This is a genomic window from Paenibacillus jamilae (assembly GCF_050482105.1).
GTDB classification, from domain to species: Bacteria; Bacillota; Bacilli; order Paenibacillales; family Paenibacillaceae; genus Paenibacillus; species Paenibacillus jamilae_B.
In genome coordinates this window covers 18,448-35,092 of record NZ_JBCNHI010000009.1, presented here as the reverse complement: position 1 = coordinate 35,092, position 16,645 = coordinate 18,448, and the positions used below count along the sequence as shown (strand labels likewise).

The following is a 16,645-nucleotide window of genomic DNA, read 5'->3' as shown; positions in this document are numbered from 1 at the left end:
CAACCGAGGGCAGGGAGTGAACACATGAGTAGGGAAAAAGCAATGATTCACATGCTGGATGCAGCCTCTAAGATGCAGCGGAATGTGTCTATGATTTTGGAGGCCAAGGCGGTCGAAGCAGAAAAGATGCGTAATTGGACGCTGAACCATCTGGCGCCTCATGCATTTGAGACCGACGAAGAGCAGTTGGGACGGCCTTTGGAAGTTCACGAGCAGATGGTGGAAATGCTGGAGGGATTAACCCGGCTTCAAACCGGGCTGTGCAGCAATCTTAAAGCACTGCTGGATCAGGATGAGCAGCAGGGTGGCGGGATGGAAGGGATGATGGGAGGTATGGGCTCGGGGGATATGAACTAATGAGCATGAGGCGTGAACGTGAGATTAAGCTGGATATGATGGAGTCTATAGCTGCCAGCCAGCACGCCGTTGCCCGGATGCTGACCAGTCTTGCGGATTTGACGCCCCATGCGGATATGTCGGCTACCCGCCTGGAAGAGACCATCCGTATACTCAGCAACTATCAGGGGAAAATCACGCAAATGCTGGCGGACATTCCTTTAAGAAGGCAAGTATATGGGAAACCGACCAAGCCGTGGCTCCAGGTGCCTGTTCCAAAAAGTGAAACCAAGATGAGAAAGCAAAGGAGGAATGAAAATGAGTACAAGGTGGGAGCGCATCATGCGAGCCAAAGCTCGCAAAAGACGTAAAGATGCCCGCCGTTCCAGCATTCGTAAATTAAAACGGAGAAGAAGACGTCTGCTTGCTCTAAGACGACGTAAAAGAGGGCTTTATTCTGTACGTAGAAGACGCTCTCTTCTGCGGCGACGGAAAAAACCTCAAGCTAACCCGGTCGTAGCTCCTACAGCAGAGAATCCACAGCCCGCTTCTGTTGTGTTGGAGCATGATCCACAGGCATTCCAGCAGGGATATGATGCTGCGTACAATGAGGGTTTCAATTCAGGTTTTGCCAAAGGATATGAAGATGGCCACCAGGTCGCTTACAAGGCACAGTAAGTTATGCCAATCATCTATTACAGTTAACCCCCCGAAGCTGGCAGCTTCGGGGTTATTTGCGGTTGGGCAGCTGGACGGGCAAACGCCAATTTTGTCCGGGTAGTGGCAGTCGTCCATGATGCGTTTGACCCCTCCGCATATAGTTTAGGAGTGACAGAAGTTTATCCTACAACAGGACAGGGTGAAGGATGTGAATGATCAACGAAGCGGAAATGAACGCGAAGCATACCGATGCGGCTATCGGGAAGGACGCAGAATGGGCGGTTGCACGGCTGCTCTGTCACAGGTCGTGGCAATACAACCTGCTGTTCGCCAATTGAAAGTGTTGTATATTCCGCAAGGTTTCGCAGCTATAGACACAGGTGTGCAAGAAGCATTGAGCCAGATATGCAGCTCGTGCGTCGTCGGTACGCCTGCCACGATGCTGGCTGACGCTGAGGCTCACCGTCCAGACCTCGTACTGGTCATGAACGGGCTGCATGTTTTTCCGGCGGATCATCTGGTGCAGGTACAACAAATACGAGCCATGGGCATTCGGACGGCCATATGGTTTGTAGATGATCCCTACTTTACGGAGGATACGGCGTTGATCTGTCAATCCTACGATGTCGTTTTTACGCATGAAATCTCTTGTCTGCCATTTTATCGTGATCAGGGAGTAACGAGGGTTCACTATTTGCCGCTTGCTGCGTCGGCCCGTATCTTTTATCCCCGGCGGGTAGAGCGTGAGCATCAGCATGATATTTGCTTCATTGGAAATGCCTTCTGGAACCGTGTGAAGCTGTTTGATTACCTTGCTCCCTTCCTGGCAGACAAAAGAGTGCTGATCGTAGGTGGGCACTGGGATCGGCTGACCCGGCGGGATGTGCTGGAACGCTTTATCCGTCCGGGTTTTATGGAGCCGGAAGAGACCGCTCAATATTACAACGGCTCCAAAATTGTCATCAATATGCATCGCCCGACAGCCCCCGGACTGGATAATCGGAATACACACCAGTTGTCAGCGGAGTCCATCAATCCTCGGACATACGAAATCTCTGCTTGCGGGACGCTTCAAATCACGGATGTGCGGAAGGACCTGATCCGCTATTACCAACCAGGCTATGACATTGAAACCTTCTCGGGAGCAGAGGAACTGAAGGTGAAGCTGGACTACTATCTCAAGCATGACTGGGAACGCGAACGCATAGCCTGGCGCGCACTGCACACAACCATGCAAAAGCATCGGTATTCGAATCGTATGGAGGAATTGCTGGACAAGGCGATGGCCTAAGTAAACACCATAAACAGTGAGGAGTGAAAGTGATGACGATATCTACGACAGGACCGTATGACCCAGCTGTTCACCAGACGGCGGCGGCCTCCTGGGAGAAGGGGAGAACTGCGGGAATTCATGACGGATACGATGAAGGCTACCTACGCGGACGTGCTAACGCGATTGTGTCGCGAACGAAAGCAACGTTCCCTTTTCGACAGATCCATGTACTGTATGTCGTTTCGGGCAAAGGTCTTCCGTATTCTCCTCTGGATGAGGCGGTCATTACCACGTTGCAGAGCATGACGGCTCAGGTTACCGTGACAGACCCGCGCCAGCCGGTAGGAGATATTGCCGCTCAGCTCCGTCCGAATCTGATGCTGGCACTGGATGGGATGGATCTTCCGCTGGAGCAGGTGGCTGCGGTACGCCAGTTGGGCATCCCTACTGCCATCTGGCTGACGGACGATCCCTATTATACCGACACGACGACCAAAATGGTGACGAATTATGATTATGTGTTCACCTTAGAAATGAACTGTATAGAGCTGTACCGTCAGTTGGGTTGCACGTCGGTGCACTATTTGCCCTTTGGAGCATTTTTGACTCACTATTTTCCACTCAGCTCGCCTGCTTCAGTACGACGTGAGATTGGATTTACAGGCTCAGCTTACTGGAATCGCATCTATTTCTTTAATCCGATTATGCCGCAGCTCATGGCTCGTAATATTAAAATCAACGGGATCTGGTGGGATCGTCTCCCGGATTATCAGTCGTACGGTGACAAAATTGAACTGGGTCGCTGGATGTCTCCGGCCGAGACGAATGATTCGTATAATGGCAGCAAAATCGTAATTAATTTGCATCGTTCCCATCAGGATGATTCAGTGAACAACAACTCACTGAAAATTCCGGGGGTCTCGCCGAATCCCCGCACGTTTGAAATTTCCGCCAGTGGCACGCTGCAATTGACGGATACAAGAGATGATCTGGCTCGTTTTTACAAGCCGGGGGAAGAGATTGAAACTTACAGCTCCCAGCAGGAGCTGCTGGAGAAAATTGAGTTTTATTTGACGCACGAAAAGGAGCGCCGTGAGATTGCTCTGCGTGCTCTGGAACGAACCCTTCGGGAGCACACGTATGGTCATCGGATTGACCAACTGCTATCGGTCATATTCCCATAAGGCCATTCACACGGCCGATGGTTGCTATTTTAAAGGAGGTGAACTCCGATCAAGCCGAAAATGATGCTGTTCAGCCATGTTAGTAATGTACGCAGTATTACAGGGGCGGAAAAGCTGCTGCTGCAATTTTGCCTAGATGTTCGCACGTATTTTGATTGCATTCTGGTGACGCCTGGTGAAGGGCGGCTGACCTCAATGGCCCGCAAGCGTGGGATCACTGTTCAGATTCAGAGTCTGTTCATGCTGCATGGCATGTATACCCCTTATGAGGGATTGGCGCAGGATGCGGAAAATTTGCGGAGCCATGTGGCGTATGCACCGTTACTCCAGATGCTTGGGCAAACTCGGCCTGATGTGGTACTGATCAATACCTGCGTGAACGTCATGCCCGCAATAGCTGCTCAGGAGCTTAATATTCCAGTGATCTGGAAAATAACCGAGGTCATTAACCAGAATGCGCATACGCCAATTTCTGTCTCCATAATTGAGCGTTATAGCCAATGGGTCATCGGCATTTCACAAGCGGTTATGCGGCCTTTGCATGGCGGGGGGCTGACACGTCAGCATACGGTGTTGTCGCCATGCCGGGATATGGAAATGCCGTCTCCCAAAGAACATGTGCTGGAACGGAGAAGGAAACGTGAAAAGCTGGGACTGCGGGATTTTCATATCTGCATTGGTTATATTTCTTCCTTTATCTACGAAGCCAAAGGGCTGTTGCCTTTTGTCCAGATGGCTCTAAAGCTGTGCGAAACCAATTCGCGATGCCGTTTCTGGATCATCGGTAGTTCCGTGGATTCCGAATATTACGTAAAATGTGTCTCTTTGATTCGCCAGTCCCGTTACAGCCGTCGCTTCCAGTTCAGTTCATTCGAGGAATCCGTCTCAACGGCCTATAGCGCAATGGATATTGTTGTAATCCCTAGCATGGTGGAGGAAGGCTTTGGTATGACAGCCCTAGAGGGTCTGGTGTACGGCAAGCCCGTGGTAGCCTTTGCGCAGGGCGGACTTGTGGAATTGATGGAATCAACCGGAAATACAGATTTTTTGGTAGAGCCGGGAAACAGCGATATGCTGGCGCAAAAAGTAGGCTATCTGCTCGATCATCCGGAGGAAGCGGAACGAATTGGTGTGCGTAACAACAGTGCGGCTATGCGTGTATATGGACCTGATTCCTACCGAAGCAGTCTGCACGTCATGGTCAGTCAATGGGTATGTCATCATCCACATTGGTTCCCGTTGATTCAGCAGCCAGGTGGACCTGTATGGACGAGAGAAGGCGAAGGATTGCGTCAGGTCATTGCAATACCGGAGGCTTATACCCACACTGTTCGAGAATTTCCCGAATCGGTGGTTAATCAACTGCCGGTGCTGGGTCTGCCGCCAATCGAATATGCAGCTATTCAGGGCTTGCCACAACCAGCTCCCCCTTTGCCTGAGGCACCATCTGAGTTGCCTCGCCGCAAGCGTAGTATTCAGGCAAGATGGCCAAAGGGACGCAAGCATACCAGACTGCGGAATCGCAGGTACAAGAGAAGCGCTGGCAGAAGCCGTCTCAAGAAAATTCACGGGTCCCCGTTATATCGAAAATCCAAGTCCAGACAGAAGCTCAAGCGGAAATTGAGGCTCCTGTCACGGCGATCCAAAGCACACAAGCAGAAGCGAGCCACATTCAAGGCCAGACAAAATGCCAAACAACGGTCCGGGTGAACCTACGCCGGGCCGCTTGAGATGAACGATAAGCTGGAGCACAGCCAGTCTGCTGGATGGCTATTATTCAATGAACTCCACAGTTCAATGAAACAACGACAGCAAAGGTGGGTTCCAAAACCATGAAAATATTGACCGTGCTCGGCACAAGACCGGAGATTATACGGCTCAGCCTGATTATTCCAAAGCTGGACCACTATGCAGATGAACATGTGCTTGTGCATACGGGCCAAAATTATACGGAAAGCCTGAGCGGACAATTTTTCCGCGAGCTGGGATTGCGCGCCCCGGATTATGTACTTCAGGAGAAAGCGGGAACACTGGGCAAACAGCTGTCTGCCATGTACTCGCAGATGGAGGACATTTTAAATCAGGAACGTCCAGATCATGTACTATTGCTTGGTGATACGAACAGCGCCTTATGTGCCTTGCTTGCGGAACGTATGGGTTATCCCGTTGTGCATATGGAGGCAGGGAATCGCTGTTATGATCTGGATGTGCCGGAGGAGAAGAACCGGCGCGTCATAGACGCGATTTCTACTATTAATATGCCTTATACAGAGCAAAGCAAGCAGCACCTCCTACGCGAAGGCTTCCCAAGTCAACGAATTATACTGACTGGAAATCCGATCTATGAAGTGATGCAGCACTATGAGAAAAAGGTATCCGGCAGCGAAATTTTGAAAAAGTTGGGATTGTCGCCGGGGGAATATTTCCTGGTTACTGCCCACAGAGCTGAAAATGTCGACCACCCGCCGCATTTGCTGGCTATTTTGGATGGTCTTAACCGGGTAGCTCGGCAGTTTGGGCAGCGGGTCATTTGCAGTATTCATCCCCGCACCGCCGCCCGGATCGCAAGCCACCCGCCGATCCAGCTTGACCCGCTGGTAGAATTCCACGAGCCGTTTGGTTTCTTTGACTTCGTTCTGCTGGAGCGGCATGCCCGCTGCGCTTTGACGGACAGCGGTACCGTACAGGAAGAATGCTGTGTCATGGGGGTGCCGACGGTTACGATGCGTCGCACGACCGAACGGCCGGAAACGGTAGATTGCGGCAGCAATATCGTGTCCGGTCTTGATGGCGAGGTTATAGCAAACGCGGTAGCCTTAATGACCGGGATGAACCATAAGTGGCAATGTCCCACAGGCTATCTGGCGGATGATGTGTCGGATAAGGTAGTAAAATTTCTGCTTGGAGGGAAACGGCATGTTTGAAAACCAACGTATCTTGGTTACCGGAGGCACCGGCTCCTGGGGGCATGAGCTGGTTACCCAGTTATTGCCGCGTAACCCCAAAGAGGTCATCATCTTTTCACGTGGTGAGTCGAGTCAGGTTGCGATGAACAGGCAGTTTGAGGATGAGCGGCTCAGCTTCTGTATTGGGGATATTCGGGATAAGGATGCGCTGACCACCGCTTGTCAAGGAGTAGACTATATTTTTCATTTGGCAGCTCTCAAGCACGTGCCTGTCTGTGAGGATCAGCCTTATGAGGCGCTCAAAACCAATGTCGTAGGCACTCAAAATGTGATCGAGGCCGCTGTCGCCAATCAGGTAAAGAAAGTTATTTATATATCGACGGACAAAGCCGCCAACCCGTCCAATTTCTACGGCATGACGAAGGCGATTGGAGAAAAATTGATTGTTTACGCCAATTTGCTGAATAGCGATACACGTTTTGTAACGGTGCGCGGCGGTAATGTTTTGGGCACAAACGGAAGCGTCGTGCATTTGTTCCAAAGCCAGATTCGCCAAAAGGGCAAGGTTTTTATCACAGATATGAACATGACCCGCTTCTTCCTGACCTTGCGTGATGCTATCAGTCTGCTGTTCAAAGCTTCTGTAGAAAGTGTCGGCGGCGAAATCTTTATCATGACCATGCCAACCTGCCGTATTGTGGATTTGGCTGAGGTGCTTATTGAGGATTCAGGCGTGGAAAATGTAGAACTCATAGAAAAAGGCGTCCGTCCCGGTGAGAAAATTCACGAGATTTTGATGAGCGACTTTGAAAGCCTGACAACGGTAGTATATGACGAGCAATATTTGGTCATTCTCCCAACACTGAATATTCCCCAATTAAAGGACCGTTATAGCCAGTGCCCTCCGGTGTCGTTCAGCAGCTTTAGTTCAGAGTTTAATTTGATGTCAAAAGAGGAGATTCGAGCCATTCTCCAAAGCGGGGGGTTCATCAAATGAAGCTGCTTATTTTGGGTGGTAACGGCATGGCAGGCCATGTTCTGGTTAAGTATTTTCAAAACCAGAGCGGGTATAACGTGTTCTACACCACCCGTGATTCAGCAAATAAAGGCGGTCTCCTGCTGGATGTAAAGGACGGCTTTATGGTAGAGCAGCTCGTACGGAGTGTACAGCCAGACGTTATTATTAACGCGGTCGGTGTACTCAATCAGCATGCTGGGAAGGATCTGATTGCGGCATACCAAATCAATGGATTGCTGCCGCACCTTCTCCGGCAGACGGCAGACAGTATCGGCGCCCGATTAATTCATATCAGCACAGATTGCGTGTTCGAAGGAAAGCGGGTTCCCGGCTTATATGAAGAGACCGATCAACCTGATGGGACAAGTGCCTATGCTTTGACGAAAATACTCGGAGAAGTAAAGGCACCACGGCATTTGACCATCCGTACCTCGATTATCGGACCGGAGATCCGGCCGGGCGGTATTGGTTTGCTGCACTGGTTCTTGCAGCAGAGCGGAGACGTTGACGGATACCGCCGGGTCTTTTGGAACGGAGTCACAACGCTGGAATTAGCGAAAGCAATACAAGTGTTGATGAATGAGTCGCTGGATGGACTCATTCATCTGGTGCACCCTGAACCGATCAGCAAGCATGATTTGCTGCTTCTGTTCAAAGATATCTGGAAGAGAGAGGATATTCGGATCGTGCCGAAGGATGAGCCGGTGCAGGACCGGACGCTTCGTTCTACCCGGGCCGATCTGCTCTACGATGTTCCTCACTACAGCATCATGCTGAAGGAGCTGCTGGAATGGACAGAAGCACAGCGGAACAACGTCGGCCTGTCATAGTCATTACCGGAGCGGCGGGCTATACCGGGATGCATGCCTGCCGCTATTTTGCAGGACTTGGCTGGGAGGTGGCAGCGCTGACTCGCACTGCCGCTTCTGCTTCAGAAATATCCTTGCAGGCTGGGGAGGATGGGAACTTTACCTCGGAGACAGTCACACATGGCCGTATTACCCCTTATGTGTGTGACCTGCTCGACAAGAAACGTTTGGGCGAAGTGATTCAACAAATTGCTCCGGATTATGTGCTTCACCTGGGTGGCAAAAATTCCGTACCTGAATCTTGGCAGAGTCCATTGCTATACATGGAATCCAATGTACTGTCTACCCTGTATCTGCTCGATGTACTGCGACCTTTCCCCAAAGCCAGAATTGTTGTGGCGGGTTCCCGGCTAAAGACGGCCTTGCAAGCACCGTACCATCCAACGCATCCATACAGCCTTAGCAAAAGCATTCAAGAGGCAGTTGCGCTCTCATGGGGCGCACTATTCGAGCAATCCGTCATGCTGGCAGAGCCTTGCAACCTGATTGGTCCGGGTCCATCCACCGGTTTTTGTGCATTACTCGCAGGATATATCGTTCGATCGGAACGCATGAAAGAGCAATCCGTAACGGAAGCAGCTCCGTTTCGCGTGTCTTCCCGGCATGCGCAGCGCGATTTTCTTGACGTTCGCGATGCTGTTCGCGCCTATGGAGTGCTATTGGAAAAGGGCGTGCCAGGCCGAATTTACTCAGTCTGCACAGGCCGAATTGTGGAACTGGGGGATATCGTGGAACGTATGGTTGCGCTGGCGAAAATATCTATCCCCGTACAATGGGGGGATATGGCCGAGCCAGCGGCAACGAAGGCATATCGGGCGCAGGAGCTGGAGGAGATGGGCTGGAAGCCGACCATACAGCTGGGGCAGACGCTGAAGGATATGATTCAATACCGCCGAGCTGGAAAGGAAGGAACGATATGAGACCAAAAGTAACGATCGTCATTCCCTTTTATAACTGTGCATATGTGGATCAGGCTTTGCAAAGCGCATTGGAGCAAACCTATGGGCCGCTTGAGATAATTGTCGTCGATGACGGGTCCACCACACATGTTAATATGCTTCAGCCCTATCTTCCCTATATACATTATTTGGGCAAATCCAACGGTGGAACAGCCAGCGCTTTGAATCATGGTATTCGGCATGCCAGTGGCGAGTATATTGCGTGGCTCAGTTCCGACGACACCTACCATCGGGACAAAATTAATAATCAGGTTTCTTTTATGATCGAGCAGGGTGCATACATCTCTCATACGAATTTCAATTTCATCAATCAACACAGCCAAGTCACAGCCAGTCAGGCAGCCGCTGTATTTCCTTCCTTGACGGAGTTTTATCGTTTTTTCCAGCAGGGGAATCCGGTCAATGGATGTACGGTGATGTTTAAAAAGGAGCTGTTTGCACATATCGGTTTGTTCGATGAACTGCTGCCATACACCCATGACTTGGATATGTGGTACCGAGTGATGCTGGCAGGCTACCCATTTCCTTTTCTAAACGAGTCTTTGGTTAACTACCGTTGGCATGATGAAATGGGAACCAAAAAGCATTGGCCCGCTGTGGAACAGGAGTACACCATCACCCAAGCACGTTATCGAGATCGCTTCAGTCAGATGTTGAGCGGTTTATCCTCATAAAGCGAGAGTTTGTCAGGGGGGATTGATATGGTAGATACGGGGATTGTTATGCCGCTGTACAAACAGGATATCGGTTATCTGCAAGCTGCGATCTCATCCGTACTAGCCCAAAGCTACAGGGCATTTCGCTTCATCATTGTTATTGACGGGGCGCCGGAAATGGTAGAGCCGGCGCTTCACGCAGCAATGGGTGACCCGCGCGTTCAATTGGTTACACTTCCTCAAAACCAAGGAGTATCCCATGCCCTTAACCGGGGATTCGATGAATTGTTTAAAGATCCAACGATTAAGTATGTGACCTGGGTATCCAGCGACAATGTGTATCATTCATCCTTCATCGAACGATTACGGTTGGAACTTGTGCAGGGACCGGATTCGCTTGGTCTTGTGTTCTCCACCTTCCGTCAGATTGACGCTGCAGGTAATCCGTTGTATGACGAGCAGCATCAACAAGCGTTGATTCGGTACCAAAGTCAGCCGCATCATGAATTATTGAACGCCAGCATTGTTGGGGTGTCATTTATGTACAAAAGTCAATATGCCCGCCTGATTGGCGGCTATCGGCTGCAACCTGTGGAGGATTATGATTACTGGCTACGGCTGACCGAGACCTGCAGCATGAAATTCATCCCGGAGATTCTGATGGATTATCGGGTGGATTCTGCTTTTAGTGTATCGGCCAGCTTGCGCAGCCAAAAAGAGCATCGACGCTGGCGGCACGCATTTCAAATTGCCAAGTATGAGGCTCGTGCGCGCCGGGGTATCCCTCTTGAAATGACCATTTTAATGCCTATTACGGATATGGCTCAAGCTGAGTCGTTGCTCGATAATCTGCTGGAGCAGCATTACAGTAATTGCATCGTGCGGTTGCTGGATATTACGTCGGAACAGGGAGCTTCTTCCTTTCTGGAAATGATGCTTGACCCTCGGCTAATCGTAACGCCGAGACCGCATTATTCCGTCAAGGAAGCACTGATTCAGGCGATTGGTGAAACGACAACCCGCTTTGTTGTATGTTTCGGTGTCAAACCTTATATTGCCGTGACGGATTTGTTGTATCTTACGGATTTGCTGCGTCCTTTGCAGGCTACCCATGCCTTTTCCTACTATACAGATGACCACTCAACCATCGGCAGCGGCCGAGCGGTTCAGTCTGTACCGCCAGAATGGAATTACGTGTATTATACCCACAGATTGCATCAGGCACTGGAACAGGGTGGATTTTAAGTAACAGGGGACAGCGCTGGGATTGCGGTCAGCTCGGATTGGAGAACACGATGTTCCTGTACAACATTACCAAACTGATCTAGTCCAAAGTTGGAAAGCACAACATTGGCTGGAGCAGGGGAGACTACGTTGTATTGTACCTCATAGGCAAGAACCCCTTGTACAAAGAAAGTACGGCGTGCAATCGAGTTTGCAGGCAGATTAACCGATGTTACGTACAGTGGTGTCTTGGTATCCGGTACGAGTGAGAAAAAAATTTGGATGGTCACGGTTGCCGCGTTCACCGTGTCTTCATTGACCAAATTTACAACAACATTGGAGCAGGCCGTACCAAAATCCCTCGTGTTGGTCATATATCCGGTTGTAAAAGCCAATAGAATCATCCTCTCCAAACAGTGTGATGGAATCCCTTCGTAGGGATGCTTCTATACTATGAATCTATGGAGAGGAAAGCTTGGATGGTTGTCTGTAGGCTATACCGAAAAAAGTACATTTTGATAGAAGCAATTCAGGCACATCTATATATAATGAAGGGAATGCTCGCGATGCCTTTGAATTTTCAGATAACTCCCAGCGGTCTGCCCAAATTTGAGCCTAGTGTTGCTGTTAATTTATTGAATCCGAATATCGTTGTAGCAGTAGCTGTTGACTTTAGCAGCGGGCCTCCTTTAATTGGACTGTATCGCTCACTGGACGCCGGGGCGAACTGGGCTGATACTTTATTGCCACTCCCACCGGGATATACAGGAGCAGAGGCGGGAATGGTGGCCTATCTGTTCCCCAACATTTTTATCGTCTCCGCACATGCTTTTCCGGGAAATGAGAACGGGGCAGTCGTGATCTATCGTTCTACGGACGATGGAGCCACTTTTGGCCCTCCCGTGGTCATTAACCCGGGCTATGGAGATTACATTAATAATGACTGGACCAATATTACGACAGATAACGCAGGGGCAAGTCCCTATCTAGGGCATGTTTACGTTACGTATAACCGCCAATACAATGTAGAGTTTAATGCTCGGTCAGCGGCCTTCTACCAGCGCTCCACTGACGGAGGATTAACCTGGGAACGACCGTTGTTGCTTTCAAATATCCAGTCCTCCACGGAGCGACCTGAGCCCGCGGTCGACAAATATGGCAGTGTATATGTCAGTTGGATTCGTACGGGACCGCAAACACCGGCTTTCTTTATCCGGCGGTCCTTTGATGGAGGAGCCACCTTTAGCGGTGATATTCTTGTATCCAATATAACGCTGGTACCTAGCCCGTTGCCCGTCCCGGGTTATGAGTTTCGTGTATTGAATTCCCCCTGCTTGGCAGCGGACTGCTCGGGAGTACCTTCTACAACAAACACGCTATATGCCGTGTGGCAGGATTTTGGTCAGGGCTACAGCAATGTTTTGTTGTCCAAATCCAGCGATTTCGGCGGTACCTGGAGTGCCCCGGTCATTGTGACGGACAGCCCGCCGGGTTCCCAAAACTTTTTTCCAGCGATTTCAGTGTCGCCTAAGACGGGACTGGTTGTTGTCGTGTACTATACCAATCGCCTGGACGGCTTTAATCTGGATGTGTTCGCCGCTCAATCATCAGATGGAGGCAATACTTTTACGAACAGTCGTCTCACAACGACTTCCTTTAACCCGAATGTTGGTGGAGGCGAATCAGAACTGATTGGCGATTATATCGATGTGGCTATTTCGCCGCCCAATAACTATATTGCCGTCTGGACGGATACGCGCACAGGCAGCTTGACGATATTTGCTGGCGTACCGGGAGGTGGAGTCTGATGCCGAACGTACAGCTTACGCCTAACGGAAGGCTGGCACAGGAGCCGAGTGTGGCTTTCAACCTGCTCGATGGTACCATAGTGGCTGCTGCCATTGATTTTACGACCGGACCACCATTGACGGTGGTATACCGTTCAGATAACGGGGGCGTCTCCTTCACACAGCAGCTTTTACCGCTGCCAGCCGGCTATGTAGGAGCGGAATCCCATAGCGTCAGCTACGGTTTTCCCAACCTGTTCGTCATAGCCTGTCACGTATTTACCGCAGACGGTTTGAGCGGTACCATCGCTACCTACGTGTCCAGAGACAACGGCAATACATTTGATCCACCTGTGATTGCCCAGCGAGGGTATGGGACGTTTGTCAATAATGTGGAGGTCGGTGTAAAATTCGATACCTCTCAGGTCAGTTCCTATACTGGCAACATCTATTTATGTTATACGCATCAGTATAACCCCGATTTTTTCGGCGGCTCGGTCATGTTCTTCCAGCGTTCGCAGGATGGAGGAATCACATGGGATACCCCCGTGGTGCTTACCCCTGGCTCCAATCAGATTACGCGCGGAGAAATCACCGTGAGCATTACAGGGGTGATTTATGTCGGGTATATTGTGACGAATCCGGTTAATCAATATCAGGTCATTGTGTCCTTCAATGGGGGAACTTCGTTTAGTTCCTCGCTGCCAGTGTCCTCTGTCGTTCCCGTTCCGAGTCCGTTGCCCGTGACTGGCTTTGGCTTTAATGTTTTGCCAACGGCAAACATTGCCATAGATCGTTCCACCAGCCCGAATCAGGGTAGGCTTTATGCGGTTTGGCAGGATAATCGGGCAGGGTATGCGGATGTGCTGCTTGCCCGGTCCGTGGATGGCGGATTAAGCTGGACGGCGCCGCAATCAGTGACAGGAGCCAGTGCAGGGGCACAGCATTTTTTCCCGGCCATTGATGTTTCGCCTGTGACCGGTGTGATTCAGATTGTGTACTACTCCAATCAAGTCACAGCCTCTTTATTAGATGTATTTGTTGCAGAATCATCGGACGGAGGGAATACATTTTCGAACCTCAGAATAACAGACAGCTCCTTTAATCCGAACGGAATTAGTCCCGTTCCAGTTGTCACGATCGGCAATTTTATTGATGTCACAATTGTGCCGAATGACGGTTTTTTTGCAGTCTGGACAGATGCATTATCGGGTTTCCAGCAAATTTACGGAAGTAACGGAATGTAGCTTAACGTACGAGACAGAGGAGGTGGGGCTGTTTTGAAAATTTTGTTGGCTACGTACTGGCCGATTCCTCATTTGGGTGGTGTGTGGCCTTTTATGCTGCAAATTAAACGAAGGCTCGAACTGCTGGGTCATACGGTAGACCTGATGGGGAACGGGCCGGATACCCCTAAATACCATATTGTTTTTGAAGATAAGGAACTACTGAAGGATCAACTGCTGCCTCTGCTGCATACGAAGCTGAATGCGTCGGCAGTTCCTGTATTACATTTGGATTCCTGGGTGCAGACGGTGGAAAAGGATCGATACTGTATGGAGCTGGCGGCAGCGTATTTCGGGGTCGAGCAATATGACGTCATTCATACGCAAGATGTTATCGCTACGCGCGCGCTCAGTCGGGTCAAACGCAAAGACAGTGCGTTGGTAGCGAATATTCATGGCTCGCTGGCTCGTGAAGTCATGATGGCTCTGGAGCGGGATCATGAGGAGGGCTACCGCGATACACTGATGTGGAAATATTATTGGGCGCTGGAGCATTATGGTGCTATATCTGCTGATATTACCATTACATCTACAGAATGGATGAAACAGACGCTTGTACGTGAGTTTGAGGTGCCAGAGCAGCAGATTACCACTTTCCAATATGGCTTAGACACCGAGTACTTCTGGGAAGTTCATGCCAAGGGAACAGACATGACACGACCTGAGGGAAAAAAAGTTATGATCTGTCCTTCTCGGCTGGTCTATATTAAAGGGCTACATTATTTAATGAGCGCCCTGGGTCTGCTGAAAGCAAGGCGTACAGACTGGGTTTGCTGGATTGTCGGGGAGGGGGATAAAAGGGAAGAGCTTCAGACACAGGCGAAGGAGCTGGGACTGGAGGAAGACGTGGTTTTTCTGGGACATCGTGAAGATGTGCCTGCTCTTTTACAACTGGCAGACCTTTTTGTTCATCCGAGCATACAGGATAATCAGCCGTTTTCGGTCATGGAGGCGCAGATTATGGGGCTTCCGGCAGTAGTATCGGATGCGGGTGGACTGCCGGAAATGGTGAAGCATGAACACACCGGACTGGTTTCCCCAGTTGGCGATGTGGAGGCACTTGCAGCTCATTTGCAGCACTTGCTGGCTCAGGATGAAGTACGGATAGCGATGGGGAATCGCGCCAAAGCATGGGGAACCGCACACTGGTCTCTGGATGTTATGATTGAACGGCTCGTAAATATTTATGGGCAAGCACTTAATCAAGTGCGTTGATTCGAAATTTAGGAGGGGGAGCATGACTTTTCCTGTCGTTGGAGACTTGTACAACCGTATTTTTGAAATCCAGCAGTCACATCCAGATCTGGAGGTTGATTACACTATATGGACCCGAATTAACACCTCGTTGCCGGAAGATTATAAGCTGCCGGATGCTGACATTTTGGAACGGCTGAAACAATCTGCGCCATGAGGATGCAGATCATATAAAAAGGCAGGTCGGGTTCAACATCCCCACCTGCCTTTAGTTCATTTTCAGCTCATTGTCCATCCGGGTTGTCATCCATTTGATCTACATATACCGAGCCTCGGATCATAAGCGGTCCCGTAACAACAGCGCGGCGGTCAGCTGATTGCACGGTCAAGCAATATACATAAGGCTCGGCGTGTTTTCCTGTTTCCTCGTAGCTTAATTCGGCAAATCCCTCCTGATAACAGGAATCCTGCAACCAATCCAGCACAGGTCCCTGCTCATCGTTACGGCGCAATCGAATATCCAGTTCCCCAATATCCCAGTTGAGCAGCGGGTTCTCCCATGCCAAAGAGACTTCGATGACAATACGTCCTTCAGCTTCACTTGCAGGAATGATCAATGTAGAGAGCACGATTTCCTGTTCAGTGACCTGAAAAGGCAATGCATATGTGCCAGCTTCAGCTTTGTTTTGAACCGTATATTTCAACAACATACATTTATCCCCCTCTGCCTGTTCATTAAGGTGTTACGGTAAAATGACTGGCTGTCCGCTTAGCCACTATGTTCCCGTTTTCCATAAATTCTACTAGGATAAACAGCGTTTCCGGATTGTAAATATTCGTGACCACTCGTAGATAAAACGGATTTTGGGCTGCTTCTATATCCTTGAGTTCCATTACAGAGCCAGCTTCAGGAGAAGGGCTCAGTCGAAGAAGCTGCCGCCTGAAAACGCCACTGTCATTCCCCATTTCTAGCAACACATCGACGGCTCTCTTTTCACGATTGAAAAAGGTTACATGGCAGTTTTGTATATGGGCGCTGTAGTAAGCGAGATGATGATCGACAGTTAAAAGAAACACAGACATATCATGATGCCTCCTTGAATTCCGTTAGGTTACCAGCCCTATATGATATGAAAAATGACCGGGAGTGGACTGGATAGTTGTACGCCTCTTTGACAAAAAAGCGCACCAATGTCCAACCCTTTTTGCCATGCTATGCATGTAATGTAGAGTGGAAAATTCTACGGCTTGAGGCCCCTATTCGATTACAGAAGACGGGGGAAGGGGCGTATT

19 protein-coding genes are annotated in these 16,645 nt (G+C 50.0%); 16 read left to right on the top strand and 3 right to left on the bottom strand.

Going from position 1 to position 16,645, the window contains the following annotated elements:
* Nucleotides 1-24: 24 nt before the first annotated feature.
* From ABEW32_RS05440 to ABEW32_RS05385, 12 genes are all read left to right on the top strand, one after another.
* Complete coding sequence (locus ABEW32_RS05440; RefSeq protein WP_430185437.1) at nucleotides 25-357, top strand: alpha-helical endospore appendage domain-containing protein; 333 nt, start codon at nucleotides 25-27, stop codon at nucleotides 355-357.
* 5 nt (nucleotides 358-362) lie between these two features.
* A complete protein-coding gene (locus tag ABEW32_RS05435; RefSeq protein ID WP_430185435.1) occupies nucleotides 363-707 on the top strand; it encodes a hypothetical protein in 345 nt (114 codons plus the stop codon).
* Nucleotides 655-1,014, top strand: a complete 360-nt coding sequence (locus ABEW32_RS05430) for a FliH/SctL family protein (RefSeq protein ID WP_430185433.1) — start codon at nucleotides 655-657, stop codon at nucleotides 1,012-1,014. The genes ABEW32_RS05435 and ABEW32_RS05430 overlap by 53 nt, the downstream gene beginning before the upstream one ends.
* Before the next feature lie 181 nt (nucleotides 1,015-1,195).
* Nucleotides 1,196-2,287, top strand: coding sequence for a CgeB family protein (locus ABEW32_RS05425; RefSeq protein WP_430185431.1), 1,092 nt, complete (start codon nucleotides 1,196-1,198; stop codon nucleotides 2,285-2,287).
* Between the two features lie 32 nt (nucleotides 2,288-2,319).
* Nucleotides 2,320-3,453, top strand: coding sequence for a CgeB family protein (locus tag ABEW32_RS05420; RefSeq protein WP_430185429.1), 1,134 nt, complete (start codon nucleotides 2,320-2,322; stop codon nucleotides 3,451-3,453).
* A gap of 60 nt (nucleotides 3,454-3,513) precedes the next feature.
* On the top strand, nucleotides 3,514-5,163 hold the full coding sequence (locus ABEW32_RS05415) for a glycosyltransferase (RefSeq protein ID WP_430185427.1): 1,650 nt from the start codon (nucleotides 3,514-3,516) through the stop codon (nucleotides 5,161-5,163).
* 122 nt (nucleotides 5,164-5,285) lie between these two features.
* Nucleotides 5,286-6,377: a non-hydrolyzing UDP-N-acetylglucosamine 2-epimerase gene (gene wecB, locus ABEW32_RS05410; RefSeq protein WP_430185425.1), complete on the top strand. Its 1,092-nt coding sequence runs from the start codon at nucleotides 5,286-5,288 to the stop codon at nucleotides 6,375-6,377.
* Nucleotides 6,370-7,356 carry a polysaccharide biosynthesis protein gene (locus tag ABEW32_RS05405; protein WP_430185423.1) on the top strand — a complete coding sequence of 329 codons (987 nt, stop codon included), beginning with the start codon at nucleotides 6,370-6,372 and terminating at the stop codon, nucleotides 7,354-7,356. Before wecB ends, ABEW32_RS05405 begins: the two co-directional genes overlap by 8 nt.
* On the top strand, nucleotides 7,353-8,207 hold the full coding sequence (locus tag ABEW32_RS05400) for a dTDP-4-dehydrorhamnose reductase family protein (protein WP_430185421.1): 855 nt from the start codon (nucleotides 7,353-7,355) through the stop codon (nucleotides 8,205-8,207). The genes ABEW32_RS05405 and ABEW32_RS05400 overlap by 4 nt, the downstream gene beginning before the upstream one ends.
* A complete protein-coding gene (locus ABEW32_RS05395; protein ID WP_430185418.1) occupies nucleotides 8,168-9,166 on the top strand; it encodes an SDR family oxidoreductase in 999 nt (332 codons plus the stop codon). The genes ABEW32_RS05400 and ABEW32_RS05395 overlap by 40 nt, the downstream gene beginning before the upstream one ends.
* The gene (locus ABEW32_RS05390) at nucleotides 9,163-9,879 is read left to right on the top strand and encodes a glycosyltransferase (RefSeq protein ID WP_430185416.1); all 717 of its coding nucleotides are present in this window, start codon (nucleotides 9,163-9,165) and stop codon (nucleotides 9,877-9,879) included. Before ABEW32_RS05395 ends, ABEW32_RS05390 begins: the two co-directional genes overlap by 4 nt.
* Before the next feature lie 27 nt (nucleotides 9,880-9,906).
* Complete coding sequence (locus ABEW32_RS05385) at nucleotides 9,907-11,106, top strand: glycosyltransferase (RefSeq protein WP_430185414.1); 1,200 nt, start codon at nucleotides 9,907-9,909, stop codon at nucleotides 11,104-11,106.
* Here ABEW32_RS05385 and ABEW32_RS05380 read toward each other — a convergent pair.
* Nucleotides 11,103-11,489, bottom strand: coding sequence for a hypothetical protein (locus tag ABEW32_RS05380; RefSeq protein ID WP_430185412.1), 387 nt, complete (start codon nucleotides 11,487-11,489; stop codon nucleotides 11,103-11,105). The two genes, ABEW32_RS05385 and ABEW32_RS05380, sit on opposite strands and share 4 nt — an antisense overlap.
* A 75-nt stretch (nucleotides 11,490-11,564) precedes the next feature.
* On the opposite strand from ABEW32_RS05380, the gene ABEW32_RS05375 reads away from it, so the two are divergent.
* Genes ABEW32_RS05375 through ABEW32_RS05360 form a run of 4 tightly spaced genes read left to right on the top strand, consistent with a single transcriptional unit; the run spans nucleotide 11,565 to nucleotide 15,569 of the window.
* Nucleotides 11,565-12,893, top strand: coding sequence for a sialidase family protein (locus ABEW32_RS05375; protein ID WP_430185728.1), 1,329 nt, complete (start codon nucleotides 11,565-11,567; stop codon nucleotides 12,891-12,893).
* The gene (locus ABEW32_RS05370; RefSeq protein ID WP_430185409.1) at nucleotides 12,893-14,119 is read left to right on the top strand and encodes a sialidase family protein; all 1,227 of its coding nucleotides are present in this window, start codon (nucleotides 12,893-12,895) and stop codon (nucleotides 14,117-14,119) included. Before ABEW32_RS05375 ends, ABEW32_RS05370 begins: the two co-directional genes overlap by 1 nt.
* A gap of 33 nt (nucleotides 14,120-14,152) precedes the next feature.
* Nucleotides 14,153-15,373: a glycosyltransferase family 4 protein gene (locus ABEW32_RS05365; protein WP_430185407.1), complete on the top strand. Its 1,221-nt coding sequence runs from the start codon at nucleotides 14,153-14,155 to the stop codon at nucleotides 15,371-15,373.
* Between the two features lie 22 nt (nucleotides 15,374-15,395).
* The gene (locus ABEW32_RS05360) at nucleotides 15,396-15,569 is read left to right on the top strand and encodes a hypothetical protein (protein WP_430185405.1); all 174 of its coding nucleotides are present in this window, start codon (nucleotides 15,396-15,398) and stop codon (nucleotides 15,567-15,569) included.
* A gap of 67 nt (nucleotides 15,570-15,636) precedes the next feature.
* Here ABEW32_RS05360 and ABEW32_RS05355 read toward each other — a convergent pair whose 3' ends face one another.
* Together ABEW32_RS05355 and ABEW32_RS05350 are read right to left on the bottom strand one after the other, a co-directional pair.
* The gene (locus ABEW32_RS05355) at nucleotides 15,637-16,062 is read right to left on the bottom strand and encodes a hypothetical protein (RefSeq protein WP_430185403.1); all 426 of its coding nucleotides are present in this window, start codon (nucleotides 16,060-16,062) and stop codon (nucleotides 15,637-15,639) included.
* A gap of 25 nt (nucleotides 16,063-16,087) precedes the next feature.
* Complete coding sequence (locus tag ABEW32_RS05350; RefSeq protein ID WP_430185400.1) at nucleotides 16,088-16,435, bottom strand: hypothetical protein; 348 nt, start codon at nucleotides 16,433-16,435, stop codon at nucleotides 16,088-16,090.
* Nucleotides 16,436-16,645: the final 210 nt, after the last annotated feature.